Source organism: Persicobacter sp. CCB-QB2, assembly GCF_001274635.1.
Taxonomy (GTDB): Bacteria; Bacteroidota; Bacteroidia; order Cytophagales; family Cyclobacteriaceae; genus Persicobacter; species Persicobacter diffluens.
This window is the reverse complement of record NZ_LBGV01000001.1, coordinates 1,226,021-1,246,439: the sequence shown is the minus strand read 5'-3', so window position 1 is coordinate 1,246,439 and position 20,419 is coordinate 1,226,021. Positions and strand designations below refer to the sequence as shown.

The window sequence follows — 20,419 nt, the reverse complement described above, 5'->3', positions numbered from 1 at the left end:
AATATATAAAAATTTATAACATTATAATTTTATTAAATCACGACACGTAACCAGACAACCTATGCACCTGTTTCACTACTTTTGATAAAATGACTGAGGAAGGCTTAAAACCCACTACGGTGGCATCATCCAACTGCTCCTCTCCTCCTTTCCAATCTTCAAAAAACTTTTGTATCACCATACCCTGAGCCTTTAAAGGAAGATGTGAATTTTCAAAAATGAGTTTTCTCATATTTTTACGCATCAACTTCTTCCCACTTACTTTACCAAACTGATCCGAAAAACCATCGGTAACCATATAGAAAGTACTGTTCTCTTTCAAAAGAATTTCCTTTTGGGTAAATTTTTGCGCACTGGATTGCTCCAGGGGAGTTCCTATATATAAACGATCTGAACGAAACACTTGCAACTCCTCCTCTTCGACAACTATCAAATCTAAATTTGCCCCTGCAAATAATGCCTGATCTTGCTGGATTAAAACCACGCCAATTTCCATTCCATCGGGTAACTCGGTCTGTTTTCCACTTTCAGTATGGGTAAACTTCCTTTGCAATTCTTCCAATATTAATGCCGGTTGGTGAATATCCCGGGCATGCACAATTTCCTGAAGACATTGACGCCCATACATAGTAAGTAATGCTGCCGGAACCCCATGCCCGGTGCAATCCGCCACAGCCACGATAACCCCTTTTGCAGTATGGGTAATCCAGAGAAAGTCTCCATTTAACACATCCTTAGCAACAGAAAAATGAAAATAGTCAGGAATAATTTTCTCTATCTCTTTTTCTGAAAGGGAGAACATCCGCTGGACGTGGTCTGCATAATTCAAACTCGCCTCAATAGAAGAGTTACGGTCCGCTAAGGTTTTATTCAGGCTCGTCAAAAGCGAAGATTTTTTCAGCAACTCATTTCGGTTTTGCGCTAGTTCAAAATTCCTTTGTTCAAGCACCAGGGTATGTTCTTTCACACGCCTTTCCAATTGGATTTTTTGTCTTCGCAATTTGATAGTGTACCATTTCACTACCATCGATAAAAGGGATAATAATAAGACAATATAAAGGAGCACTGCCCACCAACGTAAAAACCACGGTAACCTCACCTCAAAAGGAATATATAAGGGTTCAATATCGGTACTAAAACTACTTTTGGCCTGAATCTCTAAACTGTGCCCCCCAGGACTCATATCGTAAATTGTGAATTCGGCATCATCCGCCCAAGCACTCCAGCTTTGGTCATCTATACGATATCGATAATGTAAAGCCTCTGGGCATTGGTAGTAAGGCGCAACAGCCTTTACATGTAAAGGTTTATTATAAGCTAATTGAGGGACTGAGCCCCAGTCCTGAATTTTAAATTTCTGCTCTTCACTTTCAACACGCAAAGGGAAAATTTTCAATGTATATTCCTGTTCAGATTTATTCGGATCTAAAAAGAAAACCCCTTTTCGGCTGAAAATCCATTTTTTCCCATCCTCCACATCAAGGATATCTATTACCTTTCCAACCACTTTATCGGGAAGACTCACCTCCACTTTTTTAATGTGCTCTTCCTCTTCCCCAAAGGTCTGGATGACATACTTTTCATTTTCAAAATGAAGCAAACGATAAGTATCTTGAGTTGATTTCGAAAGCACTTCCCCCTGAATGACAGCCTGATCAAACACCCATTGATCCTCACGAAGAGCATATTGTTTATCATTAACCACCATAAACAACTGATCATCCCGTTTATATAGTTTTTTATCGCCTATTAATTTAAGATCCCGATCTATATACTCGATTTTATAATCCAGGAAATGTTCAGTAAAAACATCCGGAACCAGTACTTTATTGTCCTGACTTGAACTAACCATGGGATCGGTTAAACGGAAAGCTTTATAATTTTTGGTATCCCAATCGGAATCGAGTCTTATTTTCCCCCAATTTTCATTAGTGGTAAAATAAAATACCGGATGGCCCTGCTCCAGGACAAACTCTAAGTCAGTCGGATTAAAAGCATTTTCATAGTTAGAATACCAAAGTCTTTTTTGCTCTCCCTCAAAATCAAATATATCAATGCGTGCCGCCCCAAAGCAGGCCAAATATTGCTTTCCCTTATAAGAAAATAGACGAAAACCCTCATAGGCCCGGAGATTAACCTGCTTAAGGTTATCGAGACCGCTATCAGAATAGAAAAAATTAAATGAAGAATAAAAGAAATGATTCCCCACCGAAAAAATAGATTTACTTCTGGCGGGAATTTCTTTTAATTCATCATAATGAAACATAAAATTATGATCGTTTTGCTTAAATCTAAACAAACCTTTATCACTGGCATAAATAATAGCAGAATCATATCGGCTTGCGCCAATACAAAAGCCGTTGTCTTGCCCCATGACCTGGGTTAAGAAACTGGAATAAGGCCAACATTGGATTACTCCATTTCCTACAATCCAAATATTGCCCTCACGATCCTGCATGAAACCCCGAACAAAATCAGTCTTGAGGCCATTTTCACCATTAACCTTTGCGACAAACTCTCCTTGTTGAGTATAAAAAAGAAGTCCCTCAGAATCCGTTTTTAAGGCGATTAATCCATCATTTAACAAATATGCTCCATTGGGGCCCGCCTCTGCGGTAAGTTGATCATAGGCATTTAGCAACTCGACATTACCTTCCAGGTCAAAATTATAAATCTGTCCCCGCCGGTTAAAGGTCATAAACTTCCCTTTTTCCACTTCCACAAAACCAATCGGAGTATACCGCAATCGAAAAGACTTCCCCAAAAATTCCAGGAGATGGACTTTATTTTCCTTCACGTAATAAGGTCCATGAAAAATATCAGTGATAAAAAGGCCCTCTTTCTGCTTAAAAACCTGAAAACCAGAGCGAAGCTCGTGCATACTCCAAATTTTTGTTTTCCAATTCAGCATCAATAAACCTTCGGCGGAAAGAAAATAAAAATAATCCCCCTGAACGGCTAATTGCCTTAATTTCTTAGCGTAGATCGGTTTAAAGTTTTGTGGAATTTCAAGGGAGTCATATATCTGTGGCTGATCTTCCCCATAATCCCTCCAATAAATTTTATCAGGATGAGCTATAACCATTTTGTTTTCCTCAAAAACATGATTAATCACCTTTCCGACAAAATCAAAATCATGAACAACCGACCATTCTTTCCCCTGCAACCTCCTTGGACGACTGAATTCATCTATTACATGAATAAACCCTTTTGGATCCTGATAAACGAGTTGCTTCAGCACCTCCCTTTCATATTTCGCCCAGGGTTGAGAATAGTCATAAAGTTTAATATTGGATACCTCTTGACCATAAACCAATACCTGAGCATGAAAAAATAAGGAAAACAGGAAAAAATATGTATAGAAGGAGATGTTATTCTTTTTAATCATTTGAATGAATATTATCAAATTGCATTCTAAATTAGAAAAAAAAGATTTCGATTAAAACCTAAAAGGTCACCTACAGTAATTAATAATGATTATACCTAAAACAAAATACTATAACCAGCTATCTATTAAGCAACTAACCGATACTCATGAAAAAATTACGCATAAAAAAAAACGCTTTCCAGCGTCTTTTATCGTTTTGAATTAGTTTCACAGCTACAGCAAGCCTCCCTTGAGCCCCTTTTTCAATTTCAATTCCGGATGCCAATATTCCATATGGTAATGAACGGCAAAAGCACTCACTACTCCCACCAAAGAACCAAAATAGATATCCACCACAAAATGCTGCCCCAGATATACCCGGGAAAAGGCGGCCAATAGTGCTAATAAGAACCACATCAACGCCCAGTGAACTTTATTGGAAATAATGACCAGATAGGTTGCCACTCCAAAAGCCATAGCAGTATGCCCCGAAGGAAATGACCATTTACTATGTAAGCTCACCCCTTCTACCACATTCATGGGTATTTCATTTAGCTCAAACCAGACCCGTGGCCGTTTCACATCAGCCCAGATCACTCTTTTCGCAAAAGTGGTGACCAAGGTTTGAAAAAGTACCACCAGTCCTCCTTCAAGGGCATAATACTTTTTCACTTTTAAGAGCCCAAGAAAAAATAAAACCAGAATTATGCCATCGCCCAAATAAGTAATGTATTTAAAGAACACATCTCCGGCGGGAAAATGATGCTGATTCACCCATACTTCCATGGGTCCCCTACCATACATCAAAAGCAAAACTCCACCAATAATGAGCAGGGATAAATAAATGGGGGCTATAATGCTGAGCTTTTTTTTCATCATGAGCTTGTGGTCACTGATTGATCAAATCGAAATTTTAAATATTTAATATCTTCACCTTTTTCGGTAAATAATTTTTCATAATAAGTTTTAATACCATAATGTTCCTTCATCAGTTCCTCTTCCTGATAAAGGTCAAAGGTATAGGTAAGATCCAAAATATCAGACCGTTCCTTCAAAACCTCCAGGGTATATTCAAACAGCGGGGTATTATCTGTTTTAAATTTCACCCAACCATCTGCATCTACCATATTTTTATACATTTCAAGGAATCTTGGATGCGTCAATCGACGCTTCTCATCACGGTCTTTCGGACGAGGATCCGGAAAAGTAATCCACAACTCATCGATTTCCCCTTTTGCGAAAAACTTTTCGATATGAAGAATTTCTGTTCGTAAAAAAGCCACATTCTCCAATCCCTCATCAATGGCCATGGTGGCGCCAACCCAAATTCGGGCACCTTTTATGTCCACACCGATATGATTTTTATCTGGGTTAGTCCTCCCTAATCCCACCGTATATTCACCACGTCCGCAGGCTAATTCTACTACTAAAGGCTTTTCCTCCTGAAAATGCTCCGCATTCCACTTCCCTTTAATGGTCTCAAACTTTTCTTTCCCCGGCTCAATGGTATTGTACCTTACCGAATTATCTGCAAATCGCGCTAATTTACTCGCTCTCCCCATTGTATATTTTTATAACTCTTCTATTTCTGCTACTACGAAGGTACTCCCTCCAATAAATATTAAATCTCCCGGATCAGCTGCTGCTTTCGCTTTGGCGATAGCCTCTTTTACGGAAGGGACGACTTCCCCAACCAAACCATGAGTTTTAGCTTTTGTCGCCAATTCCTCCGCCTTCAACGCTCTGGGAACATCAGCCTGACAGAACAAATATTTTGCCGACTTCGGAAGCAGGGCCAGTATCGGATCTAAATCCTTATCATTCGCCGCTCCCCAAACCATCCAAAGCTGCTTATACGTCTGCTGGTTCAATTGTTTCACCAGCATCCTCACGCCATCGATATTATGACCGGTATCGCATATCATTTTGGGATCCTGCTGCAAAAGTTGCCATCTTCCTTTAAGGCCGGTCAATGCCACGACTGATTCCAGCCCATGGACAATATCTTCCAGACCAATTTCCCAACCAATGGACTGCAAGCCGTAAACCATCTCCATTACCCCAACAGGTTTTCCTTTTGGTAATCCCCTTTCAGTTCAGGGTCTACCCCAAAGGCCACCACTTCATCATCCGACTGTATAAACAGCAAGCCATTTTGGGCTTTCATTTTCCAATAATCCTGAGCAAACATCAATGGCGCTTCTTTCTCCTCCGCGATCTGCTCAAAAACCTCCTGCACTTCCGGCTGCTTGCGACTCACCACTACGGGCGTCTTCTCTTTAATGATGCCCGCTTTTTCTTGGGCAATTTCTGTAAGCGTCTCCCCCAGCATGGCCTGATGATCCAATCCAATATTCGTTATCAGACAAGCGATTGGAGACAGCACATTAGTGGAATCCAACCTTCCGCCCAGCCCCACTTCCACGATGGCCACATCCACTTTTTCTTTAGCAAAATGATCGAACGCCATGGCGACGGTCATTTCAAAAAATGAAGGCTGAATGCGTTCTATCTCCGACATCATCCCCGCTACAAAAGAGACCACTTGCTCCTCACAAATTTCCTTTCCGTTGACTTTTATGCGCTCCCGAAAGCTTTTAAGATGAGGGGAAGTATATAGCCCGACCTTATATCCCGCAGATTGTAATATCGCGGCCAACATATGGGAACTACTCCCCTTACCATTGGTGCCGGCAATATGAATACTTTTAAATTTTTGATGCGGATTTTCCAATACTTCGCACAGCGCGAGCGTATTGGTTAAATCTTTTTTGAAAGCAACCGCCCCTTGTCGTTGATACATGGGTAATTGCTGATATAAAAAATCAAGCGTTTGCTGATAGTCCATATTATTTAATTAACTGAGCGACAGTGCTCAGCGATAGTTTCCAAATTTTGATCCGACAAAAATACAAAATTGGACTAAATACTACTCCAAAAGCCCTGATATTCCATTCTTTTAATGAAGAATAAAACATTGAATCCAAAATCTCCTTTTTAAATAAGTAACCTCTTTAAGATAATTTTCCCTGCTAATGCGCTTTTCCCAATATGTTTTTCTGCTGCTGCTTAACTTCAACACCTTTTCATTGGCACAGGCGCAAAAGCATTTTTATGACATTTTTATGGGAGAGGAAATTGTAGGAAGCATGACCGTAGAAAAAAAAATCATTAATGATCTTGAAATCTACACCATGGAATCCAGGCTAAAAATCAACCTCTTCAAGGAAATTGAGAACAATTTCATCATCAAAACCCACTACAAAAACGGTCGTCTGAGCCATTCTTTTTTTGAAAACTATATGAATCAAAGCCTGAAAGAACGCACAGAGGTAGTCAGTAAAAACGGCAAACTACACATCAGCAAAGAAAAGAATCAATGGACTATTCCTGAAGTACCTTTTTCTGTAATTAGGGCCTATTTTGAGAAACCGGAGAAACATCAGGAAATTTTCAGTGAACGATTAGGTGAATTTCTTCCTTGTAAAAAAATCGCCCCCTCAGCCTATTCGCTTAAGGTGAGCATGATGAAGGAAAGTAAATTTTATTATGACGGAAACCAATGTATCAAGGTGGAGGGTAAGTTTGGGCCTGCTGCTTTCATTTTCCAAAAAAGAAGATAACATGCTTTTTTTCTGCTTTTTACACCTTTTTATCTCTTTTGATTTGGAGGAATAAAGCAGACATTTTTTAACTTGCATTAGAGCAAATAAACCAATCGTTCTGCTTAATCACATATAATTATTGCCTTATTGACCTAAGGGTATTTGAATAGGTATAGCACATTACCAGACTCGAAGTCCCCTTTCATTCCAAGTCCATAATTGGTGATTATTGGATCTTTACTTGGTTTAACTTGCTCCTAAAATAATCCCCCATTATTTTTTAAAAAGATAATCTCATGCAAACAGAATTCTCCCCCACGACCGCTATCTCTGATGCTGCTGAATTTTATAAAAAATGGCGTCAAAAAAAACTAGTTAAAAAGGTAACATCAGAAAAACAGGCGAAAGAAAAGAAACGTGTTTAACCATTATTCGACGCGCTCACTCATCCCACAAGTCCTCCCGACTTGTGGGATTTTTTTTATATCTGTCCGCCCCCATACCCTTTTATATCCGAAATTTCATTTTTTTTAATTACCTTTGATCTTCTTATTTATTGCATCAATAGCTAAAATGGACAGTATTCAATCCGCTTTAAGTGAAGAGGGCTTTATTAACGCCCCCGTGGATCCCGATCTCGATCTGGTTGAGGAGATCAAAAAACTCAAAAAAGAAAAAAATGCCGTAATTCTTGGGCATTATTATATTACAGGCGATTTACAGGATATTTCCGATCATTTGGGAGATAGCCTTGGATTGGCCCGAGCAGCGGAGAAGACCGACGCAGACATTATTGTTTTCCTTGGAGTACACTTCATGGGAGAAACTGCCAAAATCCTTAATCCGAACAAAAAGGTGATCATTCCTGATCTTAAGGCCTCTTGTTCTTTGGCTGAATCTGCGCCTGCGGATGCATTTGCTGCTTTCAAAGCCCAACATCCGGACCATATTGTACTTTCCTACATCAACTGTACTGCAGACATTAAGGCACTTTCCGACGTGATTGTAACTTCTTCCAATGCCGTTCAGATTGTAGAATCGTTCCCTAAAGATCAGAAGATCATTTTTGCTCCGGATAAAAATCTGGGAAGTTATATCAACAACCTAACCGGCCGCGAAATGGTCCTTTGGGATGGTGCCTGCATTGTACATGAGCAGTACTCCCTGGAGAAAATTCTGGACCTGAAGGAAGAGCATACCGATGCGGAATTTATCGCTCACCCTGAGTGTGAACGCCCTTTGCTTTTGGCTGCGGACTTTGTAGGCTCAACCACTGCCTTGTTGAGGTACACGACGGAAGCTTCAAAAGCGCAAAAGTTTATTGTGGCGACCGAAAGCGGTATTCTACACCAAATGCAAAAAGCGGCTCCGGAGAAGACTTTCATCCCGGCACCATCAGTGGATGCCACTTGTGGGTGTAACGATTGTGCCTTTATGAAGCTGAATACCATGGAAAAGCTTTATAATGCATTGAAATTTGAACTTCCGGAAATCGAATTAACTGACGACCAAATAGAAAAAGCAAAAAAACCAATTCTTAAAATGTTAGAAATCTCTAACAAATTAGGTATTAAGTAGATTTTTCTCCCTCAGCGGGATAAATTGCACAATATTTGAACTCAAACAAAAGCCTTACCCAATGGTCAGGCTTTTTTCTTGCGCTACTTACTGACTCCGACGATCATTTGATTTTCAGTAATTTAGCCTAAAATCGTATATTGTTCAGGATTCTACTACAAATAGATAACCACAGACAAAATCATGAGAGCACCCCTAAGAAAGGATATTGAAATCATGGCCCCGGCAGGGGGCTTCGAGTCATTAATGGCAGCCATACAAGGTGGCGCAGATTCGGTATACTTTGGTGTAGAGCAGTTAAACATGCGTGCCCGAGCTACTATGAACTTCAAATTGGATGATTTGGAAAAAGTAGCAGCCATTTGTCAGGAGCATGGCGTTAGAAGTTATTTGACACTAAACACCATCGTGTATGATCACGATATGTCGATCGTGAAGCATGTTTGCGATCGCGTAAAAGAAGCGGGCATCACCGCCATCATCGCCTCTGACCAGGCCGTTATTTCCTATGCCAAATCCATCGGCATTGAAATTCATATTTCTACGCAGGTAAATATCACCAATGTAGAGACCATCCGTTTCTACTCGCTTTTTGCAGATGTGATGGTACTTTCGAGAGAATTAAGTCTGATGCAGATCAATCATATTTGTGATCAGGTCAGAAAAGAAAATATTTGCGGACCAAATGGAAAACCGGTAGAAATTGAGGTTTTTGCACACGGAGCGCTTTGCATGGCCGTTTCCGGTAAATGCTATCTATCTCTGCACACTTACAATTCCTCGGCCAACCGCGGAGCATGTAACCAGAACTGCCGTCGCAAATACAAGGTGATGGACGCGGAAGATCCGAATATTGAATTTGAGATCGACAATGAGTACATCATGTCTCCAAAAGACCTATGCACTTTGAACTTCATGGATCAACTGCTGGACACCGGTGTTCAGGTACTGAAAATTGAAGGTCGTGGTAAGGGACCTGAATATGTAAAGGAAGTGGTTTCCTGTTACCGGGAAGCCGTAGATGCCATTTATGAGGACACTTACACCCCTGAGAAAGTAGAGGGTTGGATGGAACGCTTACGTTCGGTATACAATCGTGATTTCTGGGGCGGATATTACCTGGGGCAGGAATTAGGCGAATGGACGGATCAGGCCGGATCACAGGCTACCCAGAAAAAAGTGTATTTAGGCGTTGGGAAACACTATTACACCAAAATTGGGGTAGCAGAGTTCAAGATTGAGGCACAAAAAATGCGTGTTGGCGACAAGCTTCTGATCACAGGGGTCACCACCGGAGTGATGGAAGTCGAAGTAGAAGAAATTCATGTAGATGGCCAACCGGTTGAAGAGGCTAAAAGAGGAGATCTTTGCTCGATCAAAGTACCGGATCGCGTGCGTCCTTCTGATAAATTATATAAAATGGTGGCCAACGAGGAAGTAGTATGATCACCATTATTCACCAAAGAGAAAAATGCATAGGTTGCCACTATTGCGTGGAAATGGCCTTTAGCCGCTGGCGAATGTCCAAGAAAGACGGAAAGAGTGTTTTATTGGGCGCCAAGGAAAAAAAGGGCTTTTGGACCGTAAAGGTGACCGAGGATGAGTTGGAAGAAAACCAACGTGCGGCTAAAGCTTGTCCGGTGAATATTATTCAGGTAAGAGAGCATTAGCCTCAAAATACAGCAAAAAGCGTCATATTTCTATGGCGCTTTTTTTTGATCAAAACATTCTGATTAACTTGCCCCAAAAGGAAGCATGAACCATTTGTCCCAGATATATCAATCCAACCTGGCCTTGCTAACCGACCTTTATCAACTGACCATGGCATATGGTTACTGGAAGGAAGGCAAACAGGATCAGGAGGCCGTCTACGAATTATACTTTCGTAAAAATCCATTTGATGGCGGCTATACCATTGCAGCCGGATTACAATTTGTCATTGATTATCTGGAAAATTGGTCTTTTGATGAACCTGAACTCCAATATTTAAGTGGATTAAAAGGTCCCTCAGGCAGTCCTTTGTTTGAAACCGCTTTCATAGATTATCTGAAAACATTAAGATTCACCTGTGATGTTGAGGCCGTAGAAGAAGGAACGGTAATCTTCCCCCTCGAACCCATATTGAAGATTAAAGGACCTTTACTACAAGCCCAATTAATTGAAACGCCCCTGCTCACCATCATCAATTTCCAGACTTTGGTCGCCACAAAAGCTTCCAGACTTCGACTGGCTGCGGAGACTGACACCCTGCTGGAGTTTGGATTACGAAGAGCCCAGGGCATTGATGGAGGAATTACCGCCTCCAGAGCAGCTTTTATCGGTGGGGTCAATGCCACTTCCGACGTACAGGCAGGAATGCTATTCGGCATACCGGTAAAAGGAACACACGCTCATTCTTGGGTTTTGGCCTTCGATTCTGAAGAAGAAGCATTTGAATCTTTTGCCAACGCGATGCCGGATAACACCATACTGCTGGTGGACACTTACGACACTTTGGAGGGGGTAAAAAAAGCCATTCAAGTCATGAAACGTTTAAGCAAGAAGAAAATTCCCTTTCATGGCATCCGCCTGGACTCCGGCGATCTGGCCTATTTAAGCCAAAAAGCCCGAAAATTACTGGATGAGGCAGGTTTTTTCAATACTGTAATTGTAGCCTCCAATGATTTGGACGAACATATTATCCGATCGCTCAAAAAAGAACAGGGTGCTAAAATCGACGTTTGGGGAGTGGGCACCAAACTGGTAACGGCTTATGACCAACCCGCTTTGGGGGGTGTATATAAACTTACCCAAATCAAAAATAAAGACGGCCAATGGGAACCTAAAATTAAATTATCAGAGCAAGCCGTAAAAGTCACCACTCAGGGCAGCCATCAGATCCGGCGATTTTATGATGAAGAAGGAAAAATGGTCGCCGATATGATTTATGATCAAGAAATAGGCGCTGATGCGGAAAAGATCATTGACCCTTCCGATGCCACCAGAAGAAAGAAAATTAAAAAGACCTGGTTATATCAGGATCTTTTGGTTCCGGTATTTGAAGGCGGAAAACTGCAATACCTGCCGCCGGCTTTAGAGCACCTGCAAAAAAGGACAATTCAAAGCTTACATACCTTAGACGCCTCTGTTAAAAGGTTCACCAATCCACACAGCTATCCTGTAGGGTTGGAACCTGAATTAGACCAACAAAAACGTGAACTGATTTTTAAATTACGCGAGCAGAACTCATAATGCATAACACCCGATCCAACCACAGATCAAAGCTCATAGGATTACTGACATCATCCCTATTACTGTTTTTATTTATATGGATAAGAGGTATTTGGTTCCAATGGCATGGACCCAAAAATTACGGATTTATCATAGCCCTATTGGCTTTTTTATCAGGAAATATCATAAGCCATCTCTTCAAAAAGTTTACAAACCAAAAAATACAGCTTTTAGGAAGTCAAATTAGCCCCCCCCTGTTCTTTACTGGGATCGCACTCTTGCCTAAAATCATATTTTTAATAAAAATCAATACACTCTATTTTGAACCAGCATTTTATGCCTACTGCATCCTACTGGGCACATTAGCACCTCAAATACAGCTAAATAGCTTTCGACTTTCCGCTTTGCTATTCCCTGCTTTTATCGCCTTCTCCCTTTATCCCATAACATTCAAAATCGACTGGATCCCCCTACTACTGATTGCGCTGGCCTTTCTTTATGCCTTTTTTCAAAAAGAACAAATTAAGCCTCTGAGCAAAAAACGGAGCGATTGGATACTAATAAGCAGCTGTGGCTTAGCCGCTTATGCTGCAATACATTTTAACTTTACCCCAAAGCCCGAACAAGCTCAATTTCAGGATGTTATCACCCATCAATTGAATGGGAATATACACTCTTATTTTATCGGAAAATACCGAAACCACCAATGGATTTACCGTAAAAATGAGATCATACATTGCTCTGCAGATGATGCCCTTTACCGGGAACCTTTAACTTATTACCCTCAGGGCTACTTAAAAAATCCGGAATCGGTATTGGTGATTGGTGATGAATTTAAAACAGCTGTTAAAAAACTGATCCACCAAAAAAACTGGAAAAACATCCATCACCTGCCCCTGGATTACATTAACTTCCCAAAGGAATACTCATCGGAATTCTTAGACAAGCGGTTAAACACACTGAAGGAACCGATTGGCGTTTATTTAGAAAAATCGAATCACCAATATGATTTAATTATTGTCGATACACCATTCCCGAATTCGGTAGAAGACAACAGGTTCTTTACCTTAGAATTTTATCAATTACTGGCTAAAAACCTCCGCCCCCAAGGCATTTTCATTACTTCCGCTGGCAATCCTTTTCTTTTTGAGCGGGGAATAGAAATAATTAACAAAACCATTAGTGCCGCTGGATTCCAAACTGAAAAGATCCATAATGCCGGCACCAGCATGGGGGAATTATGCTGGTTGATTGGCAGTCCGAAAGCATTGGGCTCCTTTGAGTTCAATTTTGATAATACAAGCTGCGAATGGCTCAACGAAGAAGCCATTACGCTATTAAGGAGTTTTCCAAAAGCAAAAAACCAATCAGACCTTCCCGTCAATCGACTGGATGATCCTCAACTCCTCTCCTCTTTAAAATCTGAAACCCTGGGAAGTATTTAATGAAACGCAGACAATTTTTAAAAATAAGCAGTACCGGATTATTAGCAGCCCCGCTTTGGCAATGGGCTTGTCAACATAAAAATCAGCCGCTTCCTTTTCCGGTTCATTTAAGATCGGAGGATCAAGCAGGGCATTTTCTTCGTTTCGGATTACCGGATTGGCCTCAAAAAGCCACCGAAACCACCACAACCCTTATTGTGGGCGGTGGGATGGCAGGCTTAAGTACGGCTTGCCATCTGGAGGACCAGGATTTTCTTTTGCTGGAAATGTCAGATCGTTTAGGAGGAACCGCCTCGGCAGAAAACCATCAGGGGCAATGGATGGCGCAGGGAGCACATTATGATGTGGCCTATCCTGCCTATTATGGAGAGGAAGTATTGAGCTTCCTGAAATCGATGAATATCATTGATTTTGATCCATTGGCCAGAACTTACCGGTTTACAGACCGCGAACATATTGTCCCATTTTCAGCGGAAGGCCAATACTTACAAAACGGGGAAAGAGGTGGAAATCTTATCGCCGATCACTGGGAACGTCACCAGTTTCAAAAAATGATGGCTCCTTTTGAGGGAAAAATGCCCATGCCAGCGAGGCTGATCAAAAAAGAGTTCCATTATTTAAATGACATCACTTTTAAATCATTTCTGGACGAGCACTATTCCTTTTCCAATGAAACCCTTTTGGCCTTAAGCTATGCCATGCGCGATGATTATGGGGCGGGCATCGAGGAAGTCTCTGCACTGGCGGGCATCCATTATTTCACCTGCCGCCCCTATGGCAGTATGGATGCGGAAATTTTTTCTCCGGAGGAGGGAAATTACTACTTCATCAAAAAAATGAAGGAAAGATTGCCTCAGGAACGAATACAATGCCAGCAAATGGTCGTCAACATCCAGGAAGTGAAAGATGGCTTTGAAACCACCGTAGTGGATATGACGGCTCAAAGCCTGCGAAAAATCCGGTCCACCAATTTGGTCTTCGCTGCTCCAAAGTTCCAACTGAGTCGGCTATTTCCAAAATACGCAGCACCCTTTATCGGACAGGAATACAGTCCATGGCTGGTGATCAATTTTGTCTTGAACCAACCTCTGGAAAAAAATCGAGCGGTCTGGCAAAATGAATGGATACAGGAAGACAGCCCATTATTAGGAATGGTCAACTCCAAAGTACATCAAAATGAAAATCAACAAATCCTTTCCCTCTATCACAACTATCAGATGGAAGAAAGAGAAGAGTTGCTAAAAATAAAGGAGTCTCCCGAACACCTGATCAGGTTTGGAGTAAAAGCCGTGGAAGCACTCACTGGCGAAAATATTCAAAAAAATACGGCGGCCGCATACATCCATTTTATGGGGCATGCCATGCCATTGCCCAAACCAGGCTACCTGTTTAAAGCGTTAAACCTGCCACAAAATTTAGCATTTGCAGGAGTGGATTGTTTCCGCCTGCCCCTGCTTTTCGAGGCAATGGACAGCGGAATTCAAGCAGCTCAAAAATTGAGCAAGCCTAGTTTAAGCCTTTAAGTAACTGCTCCATTTGCTCTTCCAGTTTCAGCACCCGCCGGTCGAGCAAATGGGGCTCTGCTAAATCGTTGGTAATCCGCTTTCGCACTTCCCAGCACTCTTCCAATCCTGTTTCTTCAAGCACAATGTGCTCTCCCGGATTTTCCCACAAAGAAAGCTTCAGCTGCCCCTGTACCATGGCTGTGAATCGTAAAACATAGGCTTTCCGGGAATGGAAAAGCACTACCAACTTCCCCTCCTCCAGTTCATTAAGAGCCTTTTTTTTACATATCAGCCAATCCCCTTTTTTCAGGCCTGCCCCACTGCCGCCCTGATTTTCCGTCAGTGAAAAAACCAAATGATCCTCCTGCTTTACCCCGGGCACCTGCACCTTCGGTAATCTGCTCAAAAAATCAGCCTTTCTTTGCCCCAACACATAATTCAGCCAATCTTTCCCTTCCAGCACCGGAATGCCGGTAGCCGGGATCTCTTCTTTTTTATCTAATAAAGTAGAGGTGCCTTCCAAATCGAAATGGTACAGCTGGTTAACCGTTATTTCCTTTGTCAACAAAAGGTCAATACTGAGGTCAAAATGCTTGGCGATCTGAATCAAAGTTTCAATTTTTGGTTCCGAACGCCCCTCCTCATAGGCTCCTACTGAAGGCCGGGCCAGATTAAACAATTCTGCAAATTTTGCCTGGCTCAAATTTTTGACCGACCGGATTTTGCGAATATTTCGACCTATGTATGACATATATCAGAAAAAGTTAGATTTTAATTCTTGAAATTAATCAAAATTATGGCCGGAAAAAATTATTTAAAAATTTTAGCTAATTTTTTGAGCCATGACAAAACTCTTGTCATTTTGTTTCGTATCTTCCCTATATAAACAAAAGGGAAAACAAATAAACATCAAAAAAAGCCTTCCCAATGAGCAACTTTGAAAAAGTAAGAGAATACTTAGTAGAACTAGACTACGCCATCCACTACGAAAGTGAAATAGACGGAATATTCGTAGTGAATCATGAAGAGAACGGAATCAAAAACATGATGTTGGGAGTAGCAGAGCCTATCCTGATCATGGAACAATTTTTATTCGACCTCACCTCCGCTGATTCGGATATCCTGATTGCCTTACTACAAAAGAATCGTGACATGGTGCACGGTGCATTTGTACTGGATGAATCCGGCAAAAAGGTGATCTTCAGGGACACCCTTCAGTTGGAAAATCTGGACTTAAATGAGATAGAAGCTTCTTTCAACGCCCTTGGTTTACTTTTGAGTGAATACACCGAAGAGCTGATCAGCTTCTCCAAAGCCTAAAAAAATAGAAAATTAAAAGATACGAACATGAACGTTTTTAAGAGATTATTCAAAATCGGACAAGCAGAAGCCCACTCCGCCGTGGACAAATTAGAAAACCCTATTAAGTTGACCGAGCAGGGTATTCGTGATATGAAAAAAGATCTGGATGCCAGCTTGCAATCTTTAGCGGAAGTAAAATCCATGGCGATTCGTTCTAAAAACGAAGTGAATCAGCTGAAAGAAAAATCAGCTGATTATGAAAGCAAGGCCATGCTTTTAATCCAAAAGGCGCAGTCAGGACAAATTAGCGAAACAGAAGCGGATGAATTAGCCACAGAAGTTTTGGCTAAAAAAGCTGACATCGACGCTGATTTGGAAAGAGCGAAAAAAGAACAGGCGCTTTTCGACCAAAAAGTTCCTCAACTGGAAGGAAACGTGAAAAAATTACGTTCTCAAATCAACCAGTGGGAAAATGAGCTGAAAACACTAAAAGCCAGAGTAAAAGTAAGTGAGTCTACGCAGCGTTTGAATAAACAAATGGCGAAAATCGACACCACTTCCACCGTCTCCATGTTGGAAAAAATGAAAGCTAAGGTAGACGAAAACGAAGCTTTGGCAGAAGCCTATGGCGACATTGCAGATAGCAACGAAAGCCTGGACAACAAATTAGACAAAGCTTTGGGTGGTGATGCAAAAGGCGTTGATGCTTTGGCAGCCCTGAAAGCCAAAATGAATAAAGGAAACGATTAATTGAATACCTTATAGTAGTATAAAAGCGATTCGCTCCGGTGAATCGCTTTTTTTTGCCCCGGTAAAAATCCTTTTTTCCAGCCTAAAAATGAATATATTTAGATTTCCATCTTCTTAAATCCCAATCAGTCATGGAAATTATCAATGATTTTTGGACAAAGTTTAATCATATCCTTGATTTTCAGCTTGTAAATTCAGAAAGCGGGCTCAACCTTAGTTTGGGGGATATTTTACACTTCATCATCTTTACCGCACTGGTACTGATTATTGCCAAATACATTCGCTATTTCATAAGCCACCGCTTGTTTAAAACTTCGCCAAAACTTCAACCCTATGGAAGTTCTATCGGAAATATTGCCCGATACATTACATTGGTTTTGGGTTTTATGATTGTGGTTCACTCCATGGGGCTCAATTTATCCTCCCTTTACGTTATTTTTGGTTCGTTGGGCGTCGGGATTGGTATTGGGCTTCAAAACATTACCGAAAATTTTGTCTCGGGAATATTAATCATGTTTGAGCGACCGGTAAAAGTGGGCGACCGAATTGATGTCAATGGGATTTCAGGCATTATCACAAATATAGAGGCGCGCGCTACATCCGTATTAACAAATGATAATATCTCCATCATTTTACCCAACTCCTACCTGACCAATCAGCAGGTAACCAATTGGTCTCACAACAATCACAAAATACGCCTGCGTTTTCCCGTGGGCGTGAGTTATAAGGAAGACCCTGAAAAAGTAAAAGAAGTTTTATTAAAAATTGTCGAGGAACATCATGGCATTCTGAAACAGCCTACACCTCAGGTTTTGTTCACCAATTTCGGAGAGAGTTCCCTGGACTTTTCGCTGGATGTTTGGACGGAATCCTACCTGCATAAATTTGATATTCTACAAAGTGAAGTCTATTTCGAAATTTTCAAACAATTCAAATTACATCAAATAGAAATCCCTTTCCCTCAAAGAGACCTACATATAAAGACGGATCACACCAAATCCTAAGGGTCAAAAAGGATCAACTTTAAGTTTTTTGGGTAAAAAAAACATTCTCATTGGTTACTTTTCTTACATCAAAACAATTCACAGTAAATGATTGATTATGAGCAGGAAAACTACCATTTATACTCTCCCAATACTCCTACTTTCACTAGTTTTAGGCTATTTATGCGTAACTCCTCCACTCAAAAAGAAATCCGATAAATATATTTCATTGAAGGTACCCCTGATTGAGGTGAAAGTAGTGGACAGTTACGTCAGAACAGGAGAACCCGTAAAACAAGGGGATCTTTTATTCTCATTAGAGAGTCCTACCGTAAATAAAAACTTATGGCTAACTCTGGATGAAATATCCAATACGAAGAAACAAATACTTGCGCTACAACAGGAAAAAAAGGCGCTTCTTAGGATTCTTAAAAACGACCATCCGAAAACCTTAAACAGTTCTTTGGACACTAAAATGAAAAGTGCCATTGAAAATGAAATGCAAGACATTAGAAAATCCTTTAATGAAAAGGAGCAAGCTTTAAAATATCAATTAGATGATCTGAGAGAAGATGAAAAATATTGGCGTTCCCTCAAAGAAAGTTTAATAATTTTAGCGCCCAAAGATGGCAAAATCAGCCACTTAAAAGTAAAAAAAGGGGATTATTTAGAAGCTGAAACCGTAATTGCACAATTAATTCCAAAATAGTAAAAATAAATACGAGTGTTTAACTTATTCACTCACAAGGTTAAACGAATGTTTTTTGAAATTTTTTATCGCAAAAGATTAAATCTCTCATCATATCTCTTAAACAACATGTTGGGCAGGTTGTATTAGAAAACCTAAACTATAACATGTATCATGATGGCTTTAAAAACATTCAACTTTAAACTCTTAATGCTATTAAGCATTTTTATCGTATTTACAGCATGTAGTGACGATGATGATGGCATGGTGGATCCCACTCCTCCGATTGAGGAAAATTCCATTTTAGACATAATCTCCGGAGAGGATGATCTCTCCACGCTGGTAACGGTAGCCAGTGGATTTCCTGATGTGGTTGACGCACTGAATAACCCGGATGCCGAATTAACGCTGTTTGCTCCCACAAACGATGCCTTCACTGATTTTCTTGAATTGTATCCTAATTTAACGAACGATCAAATTGAAGAAATCCTAACCTTTCACGTTTTGGCTTCTATTGAAATGGCTGCCGATTTATCAGATGGACAAACCTTAGCCACTCTACAAGGTGAAAATTTGATTGTCAGTATTGATGGTGCTTCCGTAATGATCAATGATGCGAATGTGACGGAAGTAGATTTAGAGGCGGTTAATGGAGTGATTCACAAAATTGATATGGTACTGGTTCCAAGTACAGTACCAACTCAAACTATCGCGGAGATTGCCGTAGGTAATGAAGACTTTTCCTTATTGGTAGAAGCCGTTACCCGTTTTGACGATTTAACCGCGGCTATTTCATCCCGTGAATCGCAATTGACGGTTTTTGCCCCAACCAATGATGCTTTCCAGGCGCTTCTTGACTCTAATGATGATTGGAATTCTCTGGACGATATTTCAGACGACTTACTCAAAGATGTATTAGAGTTTCATGTAGCTGCTGAGGTAATTGCTTCCACCGACTTATCCGAAGGACAAGAAATTACCATGCTGAATGGAGCTATCGCCACTATTTCACTAGAGAATGGTGCGATGATCGAAAATGCAAATATTTCTGCGGCGGACATATTTGCCGTGAATGGTGTTGTACATGTAATTGACATGGTCATTATCCCCCACAACCCATGAGTATAGCCGAAATTGCCGTTGCAGATGAGAACTTCTCCATTTTGGTAGAAGCGGTTTCAAAATTCCCTGATCTCCTAACTGCTATCTCGGATGAGTCTTCGATGCTAACTGTATTTGCACCTACTAATGCGGCTTTTGCTGATTTATTAGCCTCCAATCCGGAATGGAACACGCTGGATGATATTGATGAAGCGACACTCGAAGCGGTGCTGGAATATCACATTTTGACTTCAGAGGTGTTTTCTTCGTCCTTGAGCAATTCCAGAGCAGAAACACTCAATGGCAAATACATTGACATTAATATTGACAATGGGGTAATGATTAATGATGCCATGGTGACCACCGCGGATGTAGATGCTACAAATGGTGTTATTCACGTAATTGATAAAGTATTAATTCCCTTGAATAATATCGTGGAGGAAGCGGTAGCGGTGGATGATTTATCCACTTTGGTGGCAGCAGTAACCAAATTTCCGGATATTGTGACTGCATTATCAGACGAATCAGCACAATTGACGGTTTTTGCCCCAACCAATGATGCTTTCCAGGCGCTTCTTGATTCTAATGATGATTGGAATTCTTTAGATGATATTGATGAGGCCACCTTATTAGCGGTATTGCAATATCATGTAGCAGCGGCTAAAGTTACTTCCGATATGTTAGAGGAAACCACCTATACCATGCTGGATGGAAATGATATTTCCGTTTCTCTGTCAGATGGTGTTACTATTAATGGAAACTCAGACGTAGTGATTCCTGATGTGGCAGTTTCCAATGGTGTGGTCCACGTTATTGATCAGGTATTATTACCTCCAGCTTCTAACTAAATACAGCAAAAAAATAGCCGCAAATTGCGGCTATTTT

At 40.8% G+C, this 20,419-nt stretch carries 20 protein-coding genes; 14 read left to right on the top strand and 6 right to left on the bottom strand.

Annotation, left to right across the window (positions count from 1 at the left end; genetic code table 11):
* Positions 1–37 precede the first annotated feature (37 nt).
* The 5 genes from NG22_RS05625 to NG22_RS18290 form a co-directional block, all read right to left on the bottom strand.
* The gene (locus NG22_RS05625) at positions 38–3,388 is read right to left on the bottom strand and encodes a SpoIIE family protein phosphatase (protein ID WP_053404821.1); all 3,351 of its coding nucleotides are present in this window, start codon (positions 3,386–3,388) and stop codon (positions 38–40) included.
* A 213-nt stretch (positions 3,389–3,601) separates the two neighbouring features.
* Positions 3,602–4,246, bottom strand: coding sequence for a phosphatase PAP2 family protein (locus NG22_RS05620; RefSeq protein WP_053404820.1), 645 nt, complete (start codon positions 4,244–4,246; stop codon positions 3,602–3,604).
* On the bottom strand, positions 4,243–4,929 hold the full coding sequence (gene trmB / locus NG22_RS05615; RefSeq protein ID WP_053404819.1) for a tRNA (guanosine(46)-N7)-methyltransferase TrmB: 687 nt from the start codon (positions 4,927–4,929) through the stop codon (positions 4,243–4,245). Before trmB ends, NG22_RS05620 begins: the two co-directional genes overlap by 4 nt.
* 9 nt (positions 4,930–4,938) lie before the next feature.
* Positions 4,939–5,424 (bottom strand): glutamate ligase domain-containing protein, encoded by a 486-nt coding sequence (locus NG22_RS18295; protein WP_367379225.1) that lies wholly within the window; start codon positions 5,422–5,424, stop codon positions 4,939–4,941.
* Complete coding sequence (locus NG22_RS18290; protein ID WP_367379224.1) at positions 5,424–6,215, bottom strand: folylpolyglutamate synthase/dihydrofolate synthase family protein; 792 nt, start codon at positions 6,213–6,215, stop codon at positions 5,424–5,426. The genes NG22_RS18295 and NG22_RS18290 overlap by 1 nt, the downstream gene beginning before the upstream one ends.
* Before the next feature lie 187 nt (positions 6,216–6,402).
* Between NG22_RS18290 and NG22_RS05605 the strand changes: the two genes are divergently transcribed.
* From NG22_RS05605 to NG22_RS05575, 8 genes are all read left to right on the top strand, one after another.
* A complete protein-coding gene (locus NG22_RS05605) occupies positions 6,403–6,990 on the top strand; it encodes a DUF6134 family protein (RefSeq protein ID WP_053404818.1) in 588 nt (195 codons plus the stop codon).
* Positions 6,991–7,268: 278 nt separating this feature from the next.
* Complete coding sequence (locus NG22_RS18195; protein WP_301280964.1) at positions 7,269–7,397, top strand: hypothetical protein; 129 nt, start codon at positions 7,269–7,271, stop codon at positions 7,395–7,397.
* A 148-nt stretch (positions 7,398–7,545) separates the two neighbouring features.
* Positions 7,546–8,550: a quinolinate synthase NadA gene (nadA, locus tag NG22_RS05600; RefSeq protein WP_053404817.1), complete on the top strand. Its 1,005-nt coding sequence runs from the start codon at positions 7,546–7,548 to the stop codon at positions 8,548–8,550.
* A 183-nt stretch (positions 8,551–8,733) separates the two neighbouring features.
* Complete coding sequence (locus NG22_RS05595; RefSeq protein ID WP_053404816.1) at positions 8,734–9,996, top strand: U32 family peptidase; 1,263 nt, start codon at positions 8,734–8,736, stop codon at positions 9,994–9,996.
* Positions 9,993–10,220 carry a ferredoxin gene (locus tag NG22_RS05590; RefSeq protein ID WP_053404815.1) on the top strand — a complete coding sequence of 76 codons (228 nt, stop codon included), beginning with the start codon at positions 9,993–9,995 and terminating at the stop codon, positions 10,218–10,220. The genes NG22_RS05595 and NG22_RS05590 overlap by 4 nt, the downstream gene beginning before the upstream one ends.
* Before the next feature lie 85 nt (positions 10,221–10,305).
* Positions 10,306–11,781 (top strand): nicotinate phosphoribosyltransferase, encoded by a 1,476-nt coding sequence (locus NG22_RS05585; protein ID WP_053404814.1) that lies wholly within the window; start codon positions 10,306–10,308, stop codon positions 11,779–11,781.
* Between the two features lie 635 nt (positions 11,782–12,416).
* Complete coding sequence (locus tag NG22_RS17920; RefSeq protein WP_172674331.1) at positions 12,417–13,205, top strand: hypothetical protein; 789 nt, start codon at positions 12,417–12,419, stop codon at positions 13,203–13,205.
* Positions 13,205–14,728, top strand: a complete 1,524-nt coding sequence (locus NG22_RS05575) for an NAD(P)-binding protein (RefSeq protein WP_053404812.1) — start codon at positions 13,205–13,207, stop codon at positions 14,726–14,728. The genes NG22_RS17920 and NG22_RS05575 overlap by 1 nt, the downstream gene beginning before the upstream one ends.
* Here the strand turns inward: NG22_RS05575 and NG22_RS05570 are convergent.
* Positions 14,712–15,461, bottom strand: coding sequence for a helix-turn-helix domain-containing protein (locus tag NG22_RS05570; protein WP_053404811.1), 750 nt, complete (start codon positions 15,459–15,461; stop codon positions 14,712–14,714). The two genes, NG22_RS05575 and NG22_RS05570, sit on opposite strands and share 17 nt — an antisense overlap.
* A gap of 176 nt (positions 15,462–15,637) precedes the next feature.
* Here NG22_RS05570 and NG22_RS05565 point away from each other — a divergent pair, with 176 nt between their 5' ends.
* The 6 genes from NG22_RS05565 to NG22_RS05540 all read left to right on the top strand — a co-directional run bounded on the left by NG22_RS05565 (position 15,638) and on the right by NG22_RS05540 (position 20,382).
* Positions 15,638–16,030: a YbjN domain-containing protein gene (locus tag NG22_RS05565; protein ID WP_053404810.1), complete on the top strand. Its 393-nt coding sequence runs from the start codon at positions 15,638–15,640 to the stop codon at positions 16,028–16,030.
* Between the two features lie 27 nt (positions 16,031–16,057).
* The gene (locus NG22_RS05560) at positions 16,058–16,762 is read left to right on the top strand and encodes a PspA/IM30 family protein (RefSeq protein WP_053404809.1); all 705 of its coding nucleotides are present in this window, start codon (positions 16,058–16,060) and stop codon (positions 16,760–16,762) included.
* Between the two features lie 131 nt (positions 16,763–16,893).
* The gene (locus NG22_RS05555) at positions 16,894–17,766 is read left to right on the top strand and encodes a mechanosensitive ion channel family protein (protein WP_053404808.1); all 873 of its coding nucleotides are present in this window, start codon (positions 16,894–16,896) and stop codon (positions 17,764–17,766) included.
* Positions 17,767–17,974: 208 nt separating this feature from the next.
* A complete protein-coding gene (locus tag NG22_RS05550; protein WP_060686254.1) occupies positions 17,975–18,454 on the top strand; it encodes an efflux RND transporter periplasmic adaptor subunit in 480 nt (159 codons plus the stop codon).
* Positions 18,455–18,643: 189 nt separating this feature from the next.
* Positions 18,644–19,555: a fasciclin domain-containing protein gene (locus NG22_RS05545; protein WP_172674330.1), complete on the top strand. Its 912-nt coding sequence runs from the start codon at positions 18,644–18,646 to the stop codon at positions 19,553–19,555.
* Positions 19,552–20,382 (top strand): fasciclin domain-containing protein, encoded by an 831-nt coding sequence (locus tag NG22_RS05540; protein ID WP_053404805.1) that lies wholly within the window; start codon positions 19,552–19,554, stop codon positions 20,380–20,382. Before NG22_RS05545 ends, NG22_RS05540 begins: the two co-directional genes overlap by 4 nt.
* Positions 20,383–20,419: the final 37 nt, after the last annotated feature.

Excerpts from the sequence above, each read along its gene's own strand:
- NG22_RS05625 (WP_053404821.1), bottom strand. The coding sequence starts at position 3,388 with ATGATTAAAAAGAATAACATCTCCTTCTATACATATTTTTTCCTGTTT.
- NG22_RS05620 (WP_053404820.1), bottom strand. The coding sequence starts at position 4,246 with ATGATGAAAAAAAAGCTCAGCATTATAGCCCCCATTTATTTATCCCTG.
- trmB (WP_053404819.1), bottom strand. The coding sequence starts at position 4,929 with ATGGGGAGAGCGAGTAAATTAGCGCGATTTGCAGATAATTCGGTAAGG.
- NG22_RS18295 (WP_367379225.1), bottom strand. The coding sequence starts at position 5,424 with ATGGAGATGGTTTACGGCTTGCAGTCCATTGGTTGGGAAATTGGTCTG.
- NG22_RS18290 (WP_367379224.1), bottom strand. The coding sequence starts at position 6,215 with ATGGACTATCAGCAAACGCTTGATTTTTTATATCAGCAATTACCCATG.
- NG22_RS05605 (WP_053404818.1), top strand. The coding sequence starts at position 6,403 with ATGCGCTTTTCCCAATATGTTTTTCTGCTGCTGCTTAACTTCAACACC.
- NG22_RS18195 (WP_301280964.1), top strand. The coding sequence starts at position 7,269 with ATGCAAACAGAATTCTCCCCCACGACCGCTATCTCTGATGCTGCTGAA.
- nadA (WP_053404817.1), top strand. The coding sequence starts at position 7,546 with ATGGACAGTATTCAATCCGCTTTAAGTGAAGAGGGCTTTATTAACGCC.
- NG22_RS05595 (WP_053404816.1), top strand. The coding sequence starts at position 8,734 with ATGAGAGCACCCCTAAGAAAGGATATTGAAATCATGGCCCCGGCAGGG.
- NG22_RS05590 (WP_053404815.1), top strand. The coding sequence starts at position 9,993 with ATGATCACCATTATTCACCAAAGAGAAAAATGCATAGGTTGCCACTAT.
- NG22_RS05585 (WP_053404814.1), top strand. The coding sequence starts at position 10,306 with ATGAACCATTTGTCCCAGATATATCAATCCAACCTGGCCTTGCTAACC.
- NG22_RS05575 (WP_053404812.1), top strand. The coding sequence starts at position 13,205 with ATGAAACGCAGACAATTTTTAAAAATAAGCAGTACCGGATTATTAGCA.
- NG22_RS05570 (WP_053404811.1), bottom strand. The coding sequence starts at position 15,461 with ATGTCATACATAGGTCGAAATATTCGCAAAATCCGGTCGGTCAAAAAT.
- NG22_RS05565 (WP_053404810.1), top strand. The coding sequence starts at position 15,638 with ATGAGCAACTTTGAAAAAGTAAGAGAATACTTAGTAGAACTAGACTAC.
- NG22_RS05560 (WP_053404809.1), top strand. The coding sequence starts at position 16,058 with ATGAACGTTTTTAAGAGATTATTCAAAATCGGACAAGCAGAAGCCCAC.
- NG22_RS05555 (WP_053404808.1), top strand. The coding sequence starts at position 16,894 with ATGGAAATTATCAATGATTTTTGGACAAAGTTTAATCATATCCTTGAT.
- NG22_RS05545 (WP_172674330.1), top strand. The coding sequence starts at position 18,644 with ATGCTATTAAGCATTTTTATCGTATTTACAGCATGTAGTGACGATGAT.
- NG22_RS05540 (WP_053404805.1), top strand. The coding sequence starts at position 19,552 with ATGAGTATAGCCGAAATTGCCGTTGCAGATGAGAACTTCTCCATTTTG.